We start from the raw sequence: 12,050 nt of genomic DNA, 5'->3' as shown, positions 1-12,050 counted from the left end.
CAGCATCGTCAACATTGAGTCCTTGAAACTTCAACACAGTTTGGATTGCTATTGATAATCCTTGCGCAAACTGCTCTGAACGTTAGTCAGAGCAGTTTTGTTTTAGGGGCTGTATACACTTAAGAGATCATATTGGAAACTGGCATTTCCCAAAGTTCAGCGAATATCCTGGAGATTGCTGTGTAGATGATCTAACGAAATAGACTGGGCAATGGGTCTATCCAGTCTAGCGCCCATTGCCCAGTCTTTCCTTTAACAACTGCCTGTCAATAACCGCCTGTCAATAACCGTCTGCCAACAGCAGCGGCCTAATCAGCCGCGACTAGCAGCCGACTATTTGCGTTTACCCGATCGCCGACCCCCTTCATCATTACTCCCACCGTGGGGCTGGGAGTTACCCGGATCGCAGCCTTCGGAACCATTACCAATGCCTTGGTTGCAATGCTTTTTCTTCTTTTTGCCGTACTTGTCATCGTCACGATCGACCACCAAAACCGTACCTTGACTCGTGTTTACGGATTGGTAAGTGGTGATTAGCTGACTCACTTGGTAGGTCGTCGTCTGGCTAATATTGACCGTTTGTACTACCGTCCCAGGAACAGCCGTGAGAACCGAACTGAGATTGCGGCTAAACACAGATAACACTTGATTGACTAGCATAAAGCTACCTGTTTGGAAAGAAGCAGGATAGCTACAATTGCGCTGGGGTGCAGGTAAACCAATCAAATCGAAAGCACTCAGGTTAATGTTTCGAGCAACGCTGAAGAAAGTAACTTGGGCCTCTTGCCACCGTTGAGTCCGGCTTACTTGAGTAAAGAAGTCATACATTTGGACTGATCGATCGATGCTGTAATCTTGGTTCACATCAACACCGTACACCGTCCGCACGAGACCGAAGTCTGAAGCACGATCGGGCAGAACTAACGTGACTGCTGTGTGTTCCGACAGCATTTCAAATTCACTGTAGCCGATAAATTCATTCTTGGTATTGAATAGCCGAACGACTACACGATCGCCAGCTTTCAAGCCCTTAACAAACTTAGCTTTGTACTTGTCTTTCAGCTTGTATTTAAAATCGCCTAAAAACTGTTCTCCAGAAAATCCCGTACGTTCCTTCGATTTAAAGGAAATTCGAGCAATCACGTTGGAGAGGGTTCGTTCTTTCTGAACGATCGAGAGGTTAAATCCACCTCGCTCTAAACGCACCTGATCCCTGTGGTTACGACGGTCTTTCTTGCGATCATCTCGATCGTCATCATCCCGATCTTTGCGATTTTTACGCTCGTAGCGATCGTCATCATCTCGATCATCGTCATCATCCCGATCTTTGCGATTTTTACGCTCGTAGCGATCGTCATCATCATCTCGATCGTCACGACTGCGATAGTCAAAGGTCTGATTGCTAGCAATTTGCACCGTGTTACTCATTGCGATCGCGCTGTAGCGTTGAATCTGCTCATAGCGCACAAGTTGATCTCGTCTACCACCCCGCTCATCGTAACGCAGTAAAGCAACGGCCTTGAGTTCCACTTGGGAAAGGTCGGTTGTACCCAACTGTTTCTGGAGTTCTCCGCAATCGATCGTTTCTGGAGCCAGGGTAATCCGTCCATTACTGTTAGTAATCAACCGGGCACCTGTACTGTTATAAATCTGCACCCATTCATTGTTACGGCGGGCATAGATTTGATACACCGCATTGGCATAACTAGTAATTGGTTTATTGCCAATATCCAATTGCAAAACCAATTGATTTGCAGTGGTCAATCGGGCCAAAAAGAGATTAGCAGACCAGCTTTGTTGAGTAATGTAACTGGTTGCAGAAGCTGGCTGCACGAAGGGTGAGTGAATGGCATAGCTGCCCAGCAATGAAGTGAGCGTCAAAGCAGCGATCGAAACCGATTTGAAACGATGTAAAGCTTGGGCAGAAGCAGATTTTTTCATGGATTTGTAGAGCATCAAAGGTGAATGCAAATTAATCACTAACTTGTAGAATCACTAACTTGTAGAACAGATGTAGGCTTCGGTTGTAATCGGATGCACCAGCCTAATTTCCTCCCTAGACAACCCATATTCCTAAAAGTTCCCACTTCATCATTCTTTTACACAAAGCGAGTAAAAATTCCGATCGTAGATCTTTCAACCCCTTTCAAAGCCTTTTTCAACCCATCAAAACAGTGCAAATCATCCAAAATACAAAAAAGAGTAGAGTTTGGGCATTTAGCACTCTCTACTCTGCAAAATTTAGGGGTGATAAAAATCAAGAGATCATCAAGCAATTAGTCATCAACCCATTGGGGGATATGTCTCAAGTCGTTGCCATGGGGCTTGACGCCATTAAATGACACTTGTGCGGCGACGGACATTGCGGACATTGCGATACAACATACCGCCTCCCATTACAACCAACCCTAACCCTAAACCGGGTTCAGGAACTTTTCTGGGTTTGGGGGGTTCTGCGATTTGGATCTTACCCACCACTTTGTCACTGCCACCACCAGCATTGACCTGTTGGAAACGACCGGCCACTTTAAAACCGCCGGAAGAGAAGCCCGTCAAGAAGCTATTTCTCACATCGTTAACGTTCAGCTTGCCACCGCTCAGCAAAAAGCTCACGGTAGTCGATTCACCCGCCTTCAGGCCCCCGTTGGCATTGCCCCCTTCAAAGGAGTTGCGAGGTGTGCTAATCCCAGCGGTGTAGGTGCCAAATTGATTGGTTGGTGACAGGTTAACGTTTTTCCAAAGTTGAGTAAAGTTACTCCCAGACGGTGTCAGGCTGAAGTTGAGGAAGGAGGGCATGTCAAACGCCACACCCACCAAGGTAGATGCCGTTGCCCCCAAACCCAGCTTGCCATTGGTGGTATTCGTCATGTCCAAATTTAGAAGGACATTGTCTCCTTGCTGGGCAAAGCTGAAGTTCAACTTGGCAGAAGCCCCGGTATTTTCGGTACTGCCGTATTGAGGAGACAAAAGGAGCGAAAAAGCCGATTGAAAGGTCGGTGCAGTGCTGGTATTAGCAGTGCTGGTATTAGATGGCGTAGTTGAACCAGATGGGGGGGCAGTAGGGGCAGGTGTTGTGGTGTTACCCGCTTTGGGCTTAGCGTGGGCCGCTAGGGGGGCTGCTAAGCAAAACATGGTACCGATACAAAGAATTCCCAGCGATCGTTTTGCTGAGAAGGTGTTGAGAGAGCATTTCATGGATAGTGTAGTTGCAAAGGACAGTGGAGCACTGGATATCGATTTGCATCGGGTCAGTTTGCACAAGACCCTAGAACGTTCTTTCCTTGTATTAAAAGAGATGCTGCCCCCAAACTGGATTCGGAGGAATACCTGTTTTCTGGGGGTTCCATCGAGGTTTTGCTTTACAGAACCTTCATGTTGCCCGTCTGATTCCAGTCATTCGCGTGATGAGATCGATCTGGAGATTGCCTGTGTGGACTGGGTAGTCAACTCATCGGCTCCATTCAAAGCTTGTGTGAAGTTCCTAGCTTGGTAGAAGCTGGCGGAAGCCCAGTAAAAATACGGAGATCTTGCAAAAAGATGGAGACGAAGGCTGTTGAGCACTAGTAGACGGCAGTCCCTACCTGCCTGATTCCGGTACCCCGATCCCCAGTCCCCGTCTGCTTCCTTAGAATAATTACATAAAGGAATACGAAATCACGACGGGGGATGCGATGCAACCGAGCAATCCAAACCAATTTACCGAAAAAGCCTGGGAAGCGATCGGGCGCACCCCCGACATCGTGAAACAGGCTAATCAGCAACAGATTGAAACGGAACATTTGATGAAAGCGTTGCTGGAACAGGAAGGCTTAGCAACCAGCGTCTTCAACAAACTGGGGGTGAGCGTGCAGCGGCTGCGTGAACGCACGGAGGAATACATCACCAAGCAGCCTAAGGTAAGTGGTGCTAACCAGAATGTTTACTTTGGCCGATCGGCGGATAGCTTACTCGATCGGGCGGAGTCCTACCGTAAACAGTATGGCGATGATTTTATTTCTGTCGAGCATATGCTGCTGGGCTATGCCCAAGATACCCGCTTTGGGAAGGCATTATTCGTAGAATTCAAGCTAGATGAAGCAAAATTAAAAACAGCGATCGAGCAGATTCGGGGGAATCAAAAGGTGACAGACCAAAATCCGGAAGGCAAATACGAAGTCCTGGAAAAATATGGCCGTGATCTCACTAAGTATGCCAAGGAAGGCAAGCTGGATCCGGTGATTGGTCGGGACGATGAGATTCGCCGGACGATCCAGATTCTCTCCCGGCGGACGAAGAATAATCCCGTCCTGATTGGCGAACCGGGGGTGGGTAAAACGGCGATCGCGGAAGGACTGGCCCAGCGGATTGTCAGCGGAGATGTACCCCAGTCCCTGAAAGATCGCACCCTGATTGCCCTGGATATGGGGGCGCTGATTGCTGGCGCGAAGTATCGCGGGGAATTTGAAGAGCGGCTGAAGGCGGTGCTGAAGGAAGTCACCGATTCCCAGGGCAACATCATCCTGTTTATCGATGAAATCCACACCGTAGTGGGTGCAGGGGCAACCCAGGGGGCGATGGATGCCGGGAATTTACTGAAACCGATGCTGGCGCGGGGCGAGTTGCGCTGTATTGGGGCGACGACCTTGGACGAGTACCGCAAATATATTGAAAAGGATGCGGCCCTAGAGCGGCGTTTCCAACAGGTCTATGTCGATCAGCCCAGTGTGGAGGACACGATTTCCATTCTGCGGGGGCTGAAGGAACGCTATGAACTGCACCATGGGGTGAAAATTTCCGATAGTTCCTTGGTGGCGGCAGCGACGTTATCAACACGGTACATCAGCGATCGCTTCCTGCCGGATAAGGCGATCGACTTGGTGGATGAGGCTGCGGCTAAGCTGAAGATGGAGATTACCTCGAAGCCGGAGCAGTTGGATGAGGTCGATCGCAAGATTCTGCAACTGGAGATGGAACGGCTGTCCTTGCAAAAGGAATCGGACGTAGCGTCGAAGGAGCGCTTGCAACGGCTGGAAAAGGAACTGGCGGATCTCAAGGAAGAGCAAAGTCGCTTAAATGCCCAGTGGCAAGCGGAAAAGGGTGGCATTGGTGAGTTGCAGAAGATCAAGGAGGAGATCGATCGGGTCAATTTGGAAGTGCAACAGGCGGAGCGGGATTATGACCTGAACCGAGCTGCGGAACTGAAATATGGAACACTGGCCCAGTTGCAAAAGAAACTGGAGGCGACAGAAGCCAAGCTCACAGCAACGCAAACAACGGGTAAATCACTCCTACGGGAAGAGGTAACTGAATCGGACATTGCTGAGATCATCAGTAAGTGGACGGGAATCCCTATCAGTAAGTTAGTGCAATCGGAAATGCAAAAGCTCTTGCATTTGGAAGATGAGCTGCACGATCGGGTGATTGGTCAAAATGAGGCTGTCACTGCGGTGGCGGATGCGATTCAGCGTTCCCGTGCGGGGCTGGCTGATCCGAATCGTCCCATTGCGAGCTTTATTTTCTTGGGTCCCACGGGGGTCGGTAAAACGGAATTGGCGAAGGCTTTGGCCGCTTACCTGTTTGATACGGAAGATGCCATGGTGCGGATTGATATGTCCGAGTACATGGAGAAGCACGCGGTTTCTCGCTTGATCGGAGCGCCTCCGGGCTACATTGGCTATGACGAGGGGGGACAACTGACGGAAGCGGTGCGGCGACGCCCCTTCTCGGTGATTCTGTTTGATGAAATTGAGAAGGCTCATCCGGATGTATTTAATGTCATGTTGCAAATCCTGGATGATGGGCGGGTGACGGATTCCCAGGGGCGCACGGTGGATTTCAAAAATACGATCATCATCATGACCAGCAATATTGGATCGCAATACATCCTGGATGTGGCGGGGGATGATAGCCGCTATGAGGAGATGCGATCGCGGGTGATGGAGGCGATGCGGGGCAGTTTCCGGCCTGAGTTTCTCAATCGGGTGGATGAAACGATCATTTTCCACAGTTTGCAAAAGGACGAAATCCGCAACATTATCCGGCTACAAGTTCAGCGGTTGGCGAAGCGGTTGGACGATCGCAAGATGACGCTGAAGCTGTCGGATGCAGCGTTGGATTTCTTGGCGGACATTGGCTACGATCCGGTCTATGGGGCTCGGCCTATTAAGCGGGCGATCCAGAAGGAGGTGGAAACCGCGATCGCGAAGTGCATTCTGCGGGGTGAGTTTAGCGAGGGGGATACGATCTTTGTGGATGTGGGGGCGACGGAGCGGCTGGAGTTCAAGCGGTTGCCTTCGGAGCTGACGGTTACGCAATAGTGTCTATCGCCAGTGTCTGTTGCTGTAGGGTGCCTGTAACCGTAATGGGTTGAGGGTTATGGGCAGCTTGTCGGACAATCTTAAATTTTCCTGTTGCATTGAGCAAAGACACGTTATAATAGTTCATGTGACGGGAAAATTTTTGCTGGTGTAGCTCAGTTGGTAGAGCAGCTGATTTGTAATCAGCCGGTCGCAAGTTCGAGTCTTGTCACCAGCTTTTTAAGTTTTAAACTATAGTCATTTTTGAAAAAGATTTCTGGGTCTCAGATTATGATTGCCCTTTGGGTGGAATCTGGGAGCAATTACCGTGGTGTTGGTAGCTGGAGATGCCTAATGGGGTGTTGGCAGGGCCATAGGTTATCCGGCGATCGATAAATTTTGGCGGTATAACAGAGAACGATACCTGTGTCGATTCTGTTTTTTGCTATGCCATCTTCTACCCCGGAAAGTCTGCAAAAGTTTGTGTCGTCCTGTGCTGGTTTGAAGGACGAGAAGAGTGATGCCCAAACGTTTTTGAATCGTTTCTTTCAGGCGTTTGGCTATGGGGATGCTGCCGCTGCGGGGGCGGTGATGGAGAAGCGGATTAAGAAGGGGAGCAAGACCGGGAAGACGGGGTTTGCGGATTTGGTGTGGACACCGCAGAATTTGCCGGGTGTGCTGATTGAGATGAAGAAGAAGGGGGAAGATCTCAGCAAGCATTATGCACAGGCGTTGCAGTATTGGACGTTTCAGGTGCCGAAGCCGAAGTATGTAGTGCTGTGCAATTTTGATGAGTTTTGGATTTATGACTTCAATATTCAGGTGGATACGCCGGTCGATCGGGTGAGTTTGGCGCAGTTTGTCGATCGGGCCCCGAGCGCGTTTGCGTTTATGGAGTCGAGTGTTCGGAAGCCGGTTTTTCAGAATAATCAGCAGGAGATTACGGAGAAGGCGGGGAAGCGGATGGGGGAACTGTGCCAGATGTTGAAGGCACGGGGTGCGCGGGATGGGTTTGATGATTTGGCGGCACAGCGGTTTGTGTTGCAGTGTGTGTTGGCGATGTTTGCGGAGGATCGGGGGCTGTTGCCGAGGGATTTGTTTGTGTCCTGTGTGCAGGAGTGTTTGGCGGGGACGAGTTCCTATGATGTGTTGGGGGGATTGTTTTTGGCGATGAATACGCCGGGGAGGACGCCTGCGGGGCGCTACAAGGATGTGGAGTATTTTAATGGCGGGTTGTTTGAGCGGGTGCATCCGATCGAGCTAACGGAGAATGAACTCAGGATTTTGGATGTGGCGGCGCGGGAGGATTGGAGTCGGGTGCGTCCGGCGATTTTTGGCAATATTTTTGAAGGGACGGCGAATGCAGTAGAGCGGCATAAGCACGGGATGCATTACACGTCGGAGGTGGACATTATGAAAATTGTGCGTCCGACGATTAGCCGATATTGGGAGGAGCGGATTGCGGCGGCGGGGACGATCGGGGAGTTGAATGCGTTGCAGTTGGAGTTGCAGAATTATCGGGTGCTTGATCCGGCTTGTGGGAGTGGGAATTTTTTGTATTTGGCGTATCTGGAGTTGAAGCGGATTGAGCGGTTGTTGTTGGATCGGATTGCGGAGCGGCGGCGGGGCAGTAGTGAGCAGATGGCGATGGGGTTTGTGACGCCGTTGCAGTTTTTTGGGATTGATTTGAATCCGTTTGCGGTGGAGTTGGCGCGGGTGACGCTGATGATTGCGCGGAAGATTGCGATTGATAATTTTGGGATTGTCGATCAGCCTGCGTTGCCGTTGGATTCGTTGGATGACAATATTGTGTGTGCAGATGCGTTGTTTACGGAATGGCCGAAGGCGGATGCAATTATTGGGAATCCCCCGTTTTTGGGTGGGTATCGGATGCGTCAAGAATTAGGAGATGCTTATACTGAAAAAGTTGCTAGCAATTTTTTCGACGTTAGAGACAAAGTTGATTTTTGTATTTATTGGTTTCGGCTAGCTCATCAACACCTTAGCAACCATGGAAGAGCAGGTTTAGTAGGAACTAACACTGTTAGTCAAGGCACTAGCAGAACTGCTTCGCTTGAGTATATTGTTCAAAATCAAGGTTATATACATGATGCAATTTCCTCTCAACCTTGGTCGGGAGATGCTAAAGTTCATGTGAGTCTTGTTAACTGGACAAAAATCAAGCCGCACAAATATTACCTTAATAACAATGAAGTATCTCAAATTAATTCATCATTGACTAATTCAGTTGATGTCTCAGTTGCGGAACGGCTAACAGCTAATTTGGGAATTTGTTTTGAAGGTGTTAAGCCAACAGGAAAAGGATTTTTGCTTAATCATAAAGAAGCTCAAACTTGGATTCAATCTGATGCAAGTAATGCAGATGTAATGAAGCCTTTTTCAGATGCAACTAGTCTGACCGATAAACCCTCTGGCAGTCCTGATCGTTGGATCATTGATTTTTATGGGCTAACTCTAGAAGATGCCAGTAATTACCGGATACCTTTTGAACGTGTAAAAACTCTAGTAAAACCAGAACGCGAAAAAAATAGAGATCAAAAAACGAGAGAATTTTGGTGGCTCTCACCACGGCCACGACCAGAAATGAGACAGGCATTGTCAAAAATTAATATATATTTGATTGTTCCACGACATTCAAAATGGTTTATGTTCCTTCCAGCATCATCAGATTGGTTGCCAAGCGACTCAACCAAAGTTGTAGCCTCAGAAGATTTCTACATCCTCGGAATCCTCACCTCAAACGTCCACCGCACCTGGGTCAAAGCCCAAAGCTCAACCCTAAAAGGCGATACCCGCTACACCCACAACACCTGCTTTGAAACCTTCCCCTTCCCCCAAACCCCCACCCAAAAACAAATCGACGCAATCCGCACAACCGCCCTCGAACTCCACGAATACCGCAGCCAACAAATGGAGAAAAAAGGCTGGGGCATCACCAAACTCTACAACGAATACTTCCACGAACCCGCCTCCCAACTCGCCAAACTCCACAAAACCCTAGACGACCACACCCTCAAAGCCTACGGCTTCAAACCCACCGACGACCTCCTAGAAAAGCTCCTAGCACTCAACCTAGAACTCGCAGAGAAGGAGAAACAAGGCCAATCAGTCATCGGCCCCTGGGCACCCGACAATCCGCCAAAGCTATAATGTCAACAATCCGCCAAAGTGACACCCATGACCACTCAGCAAATCGAAGAAATCACCCGCCCACTAGAAAATCGGATCGCCACCCTGGAAGCCGAACTCATCCAAATCAAACAACTCATCCAACCGCTACAACCCGCTTGGGCTAGTGTATTTGGCTCATTTGCTGACTGTCCCGAATTCGATGAAATGGAAGCATTGGGTCAAACTTGGCGCGCCGCTCAAAATCAAGCCCCGGAACTTGAATAAAGATCATGTACTTGCTCGACACCGACTACATGAGCCTCATTCAACGGGGTAACGCCGATGGAAAAACGATTGTCCAACGACTCATCACAACCAATAGCCCCCTCGCCACTACCGTCATCCTACGAAGAACAAATGCGCGGTTGGCTTGACCTAATTGCCCGTGCCACAAAATTCGATGCCCAAGTGCGAGGCTATCAACTTTTACATCAGCACGCCTTGAACTATCTCATCATTGCGCCCTTTAACTTTCCTGCGATCGCAACCTACCAAGAACTTCGCAAAACCTATCCTCGACTGGGCAAAATGGATCTCAAAATTGCCGCGATCGCCATCAGCCAACAAGCAACGCTACTGACACGCAATAGTCGTGATTTTGGGCAAATTACAACACTGCAAAGTGAAGATTGGCTGGCTTGAACGTGACAACAACAAATACTTCCACGAACCCACCAGCCAACTCGCCAAACCCCACAAAGCGATCGACGACCACACCCCCAAAGCCTACGGCTTCAAACCCACCGACGACCTCCTAGAAAAGCTCCTAGCACTCAACCCAGAACTGGCAGAAAAAGAAAAAGGCGGAGAACCCGTCATTGGCCCTTAGGCACCCGATAATCCACCTAAGCTATGGCAGCATACCAGAGCAGATCGAATTGTCAGCGTTGATTCACTCACCAAATACATTAAACGCACTTGCCCAGAAGCACCCTTACCGAACTTAAATTCCAGCTTTTGAAACGTCCAATCATCCGGTAACCGCAAATTACCAGGCAGCGGCTCTTGACGGGCATTACGCGGATAGGGATCATCAATCAAATTTTCCAAAATCCCACCAATTTGCTCAACAAAATCACCCCGAAAACTCTTCGCTAATTTCTTGAACGATCGCTGGAAATTCTCCGAAGGTTCAATCGAGAATGGACTCGAGCCAGTCACGCACGCCTCCCTTTTCCACCCGAACCGTCGGTCTAGTTGCCAACGCCGCTGTCACCACATCCTGCATCACCCAAGGATACGCCGGATGCTCACGTTCAATAATGTCTAGCTTTTGTTCCCCCAATGCCCGCAAATCTTCTAAAGCAATCGGATTATTGGAAGCTGATTCTGCTGACAAACCCTGTCTTGCCTTTTTCCACGGAAATTCCAAGTGACTCATGTCACTCAAACGATATGCGTGATACCCACCAAAATAGTCCCAGACTTCATCCAAAACTTGACGAGCCGCTGGATCGATTTTTGCTATCGAAGCTAAATTTGGGGGCGGTAACTGTTTATCCTCAAATTCCCGATAGAACTGATAGGCTGGAGGACAAACTGGGCCATACCGCCAAGCCTGGATCTCATTGCTAAAAAGCGACTCTCCATACAACGCCAAATGAACACTTTGAGCATAGTAAAGCAGCTTCTGCACCTTCATATTGGTCATCTGAGCTCCAATACCTGCATCATAGGCTTTGATAATAAAGTAGCGAGCAGCATCAAGACAATCGAGCATAATCTGCTCCGTAAAATTATTTTTTTTGTATCGTCTTACATTTAGAACCCATTTCTCACATTTTACTCAAATTTATTCAAACATTCAAGTGTACTACTTGCCGTGAATCTCTCATTTAGTGACTCAGGTAGCAAAGTGCTGAAGCAGAAAAACATCCGGTGACATTTTGACAGGATTAGATATTCTTGTGTTCAAACTGAGATTCAGCAACGGTAGCACCGATCGTGGCAGAAGTAGATCGAGGTACCCGCAGACTGCAAAACCACCCATACAACCTGCGGGATCCCCAAACTGCAACTGTTAGCGCTAAGGGTTAACGCAACCGTTCACGACTCAAGATGCTGATGTATTGTCCGTCGGAATGGACAATCTTCATCGGTTGACTCCAATGAATTCGATCGGCGATCCGATGCGCGTGGAATTGATTAATCGTATCCTGCACAAACTCCTTGTGACCGATTAAGTGGATCTGTAAGCGTTGTTTCTCATGTTGAACTTCACGATCGCTCCGATCGCTAGAACCTTTCGCCATATTGTGAGCTTCTCCTTGGTGTAGTGCATCCCATCCCTGCTGCAATCTTGCTCCCTTCGCCCGCGTGTGGGAGAAGGGCTGGGGATGAGGGTCTTAAGAAGCCCCAAAATTTAGAGCCACCCCGTTTGACATCACAAACAAGAGTGGCTCGGTCAGATGTTAAAATCCTCATCAAGCCTCCTTGCTGCTCGCTCAGCGAGGGGGAATAGCTACCCGGAGTTGGTGGTACAACAAAGGGTAGTGCTCTAAATTGTTGGGAACCCAGCGACCCCATGCTTCATGCCGACCCGTTGAAAGAAGGATGTCCATGGCAATCGCTATGAAAAACTAG

11 protein-coding genes and 1 tRNA gene are annotated in these 12,050 nt (G+C 49.0%); 7 read left to right on the top strand and 5 right to left on the bottom strand.

The annotated features are described in order from the left end of the window. Positions 1 to 333: 333 nt before the first annotated feature. Positions 334 to 1,956, bottom strand: a complete 1,623-nt coding sequence (locus H6G21_RS00270; protein ID WP_190569321.1) for a hypothetical protein — start codon at positions 1,954 to 1,956, stop codon at positions 334 to 336. A 378-nt stretch (positions 1,957 to 2,334) separates the two neighbouring features. Next, positions 2,335 to 3,195 carry a hypothetical protein gene (locus tag H6G21_RS00265; RefSeq protein WP_190569319.1) on the bottom strand — a complete coding sequence of 287 codons (861 nt, stop codon included), beginning with the start codon at positions 3,193 to 3,195 and terminating at the stop codon, positions 2,335 to 2,337. Between the two features lie 476 nt (positions 3,196 to 3,671). Here H6G21_RS00265 and clpB point away from each other — a divergent pair, with 476 nt between their 5' ends. From clpB to H6G21_RS00235, 7 genes are all read left to right on the top strand, one after another. Next, the gene (gene clpB, locus H6G21_RS00260; protein WP_190569317.1) at positions 3,672 to 6,296 is read left to right on the top strand and encodes an ATP-dependent chaperone ClpB; all 2,625 of its coding nucleotides are present in this window, start codon (positions 3,672 to 3,674) and stop codon (positions 6,294 to 6,296) included. Positions 6,297 to 6,440: 144 nt separating this feature from the next. After that, positions 6,441 to 6,513, top strand: a tRNA-Thr gene (locus tag H6G21_RS00255). A gap of 209 nt (positions 6,514 to 6,722) precedes the next feature. Next, positions 6,723 to 9,446 carry a DNA methyltransferase gene (locus H6G21_RS00250; RefSeq protein ID WP_190569314.1) on the top strand — a complete coding sequence of 908 codons (2,724 nt, stop codon included), beginning with the start codon at positions 6,723 to 6,725 and terminating at the stop codon, positions 9,444 to 9,446. Between the two features lie 27 nt (positions 9,447 to 9,473). Then, on the top strand, positions 9,474 to 9,692 hold the full coding sequence (locus H6G21_RS00245; RefSeq protein WP_190569312.1) for a hypothetical protein: 219 nt from the start codon (positions 9,474 to 9,476) through the stop codon (positions 9,690 to 9,692). A 5-nt stretch (positions 9,693 to 9,697) separates the two neighbouring features. Further along, the gene (locus H6G21_RS25535) at positions 9,698 to 9,841 is read left to right on the top strand and encodes a hypothetical protein (RefSeq protein WP_242041561.1); all 144 of its coding nucleotides are present in this window, start codon (positions 9,698 to 9,700) and stop codon (positions 9,839 to 9,841) included. After that, positions 9,825 to 10,109 carry a type II toxin-antitoxin system VapC family toxin gene (locus H6G21_RS00240; protein ID WP_242041560.1) on the top strand — a complete coding sequence of 95 codons (285 nt, stop codon included), beginning with the start codon at positions 9,825 to 9,827 and terminating at the stop codon, positions 10,107 to 10,109. Before H6G21_RS25535 ends, H6G21_RS00240 begins: the two co-directional genes overlap by 17 nt. Beyond that, entirely contained in the window at positions 10,090 to 10,296 is a 207-nt protein-coding gene (locus H6G21_RS00235) for a hypothetical protein (RefSeq protein WP_190569309.1), read from the top strand. Before H6G21_RS00240 ends, H6G21_RS00235 begins: the two co-directional genes overlap by 20 nt. Here H6G21_RS00235 and H6G21_RS00230 read toward each other — a convergent pair. The 3 genes from H6G21_RS00230 to H6G21_RS00220 form a co-directional block, all read right to left on the bottom strand. Continuing rightward, positions 10,293 to 10,628, bottom strand: a complete 336-nt coding sequence (locus H6G21_RS00230; RefSeq protein ID WP_190569307.1) for a hypothetical protein — start codon at positions 10,626 to 10,628, stop codon at positions 10,293 to 10,295. The two genes, H6G21_RS00235 and H6G21_RS00230, sit on opposite strands and share 4 nt — an antisense overlap. Then, positions 10,600 to 11,187 (bottom strand): type II toxin-antitoxin system antitoxin SocA domain-containing protein, encoded by a 588-nt coding sequence (locus tag H6G21_RS00225; protein ID WP_190569305.1) that lies wholly within the window; start codon positions 11,185 to 11,187, stop codon positions 10,600 to 10,602. Before H6G21_RS00225 ends, H6G21_RS00230 begins: the two co-directional genes overlap by 29 nt. Before the next feature lie 313 nt (positions 11,188 to 11,500). Continuing rightward, on the bottom strand, positions 11,501 to 11,719 hold the full coding sequence (locus H6G21_RS00220; protein ID WP_190569303.1) for a hypothetical protein: 219 nt from the start codon (positions 11,717 to 11,719) through the stop codon (positions 11,501 to 11,503). Positions 11,720 to 12,050: the final 331 nt, after the last annotated feature.

It is taken from the genome of Alkalinema sp. FACHB-956 (genome assembly GCF_014697025.1).
Taxonomy (GTDB): Bacteria; Cyanobacteriota; Cyanobacteriia; order Leptolyngbyales; family Leptolyngbyaceae; genus Alkalinema.
The sequence above is the reverse complement of the archived record's forward strand: the minus strand, read 5'-3'. Positions and strand labels throughout refer to the sequence as shown.

Bases quoted from the DNA above. Each gene is read 5' to 3' on its own strand.
- H6G21_RS00225 (WP_190569305.1), bottom strand. From the start codon at position 11,187: ATGCTCGATTGTCTTGATGCTGCTCGCTACTTTATTATCAAAGCCTAT.
- H6G21_RS00220 (WP_190569303.1), bottom strand. From the start codon at position 11,719: ATGGCGAAAGGTTCTAGCGATCGGAGCGATCGTGAAGTTCAACATGAG.
- H6G21_RS25535 (WP_242041561.1), top strand. From the start codon at position 9,698: ATGTACTTGCTCGACACCGACTACATGAGCCTCATTCAACGGGGTAAC.
- H6G21_RS00245 (WP_190569312.1), top strand. From the start codon at position 9,474: ATGACCACTCAGCAAATCGAAGAAATCACCCGCCCACTAGAAAATCGG.
- H6G21_RS00250 (WP_190569314.1), top strand. From the start codon at position 6,723: ATGCCATCTTCTACCCCGGAAAGTCTGCAAAAGTTTGTGTCGTCCTGT.
- clpB (WP_190569317.1), top strand. From the start codon at position 3,672: ATGCAACCGAGCAATCCAAACCAATTTACCGAAAAAGCCTGGGAAGCG.
- H6G21_RS00240 (WP_242041560.1), top strand. From the start codon at position 9,825: ATGCGCGGTTGGCTTGACCTAATTGCCCGTGCCACAAAATTCGATGCC.
- H6G21_RS00270 (WP_190569321.1), bottom strand. From the start codon at position 1,956: ATGCTCTACAAATCCATGAAAAAATCTGCTTCTGCCCAAGCTTTACAT.
- H6G21_RS00265 (WP_190569319.1), bottom strand. From the start codon at position 3,195: ATGAAATGCTCTCTCAACACCTTCTCAGCAAAACGATCGCTGGGAATT.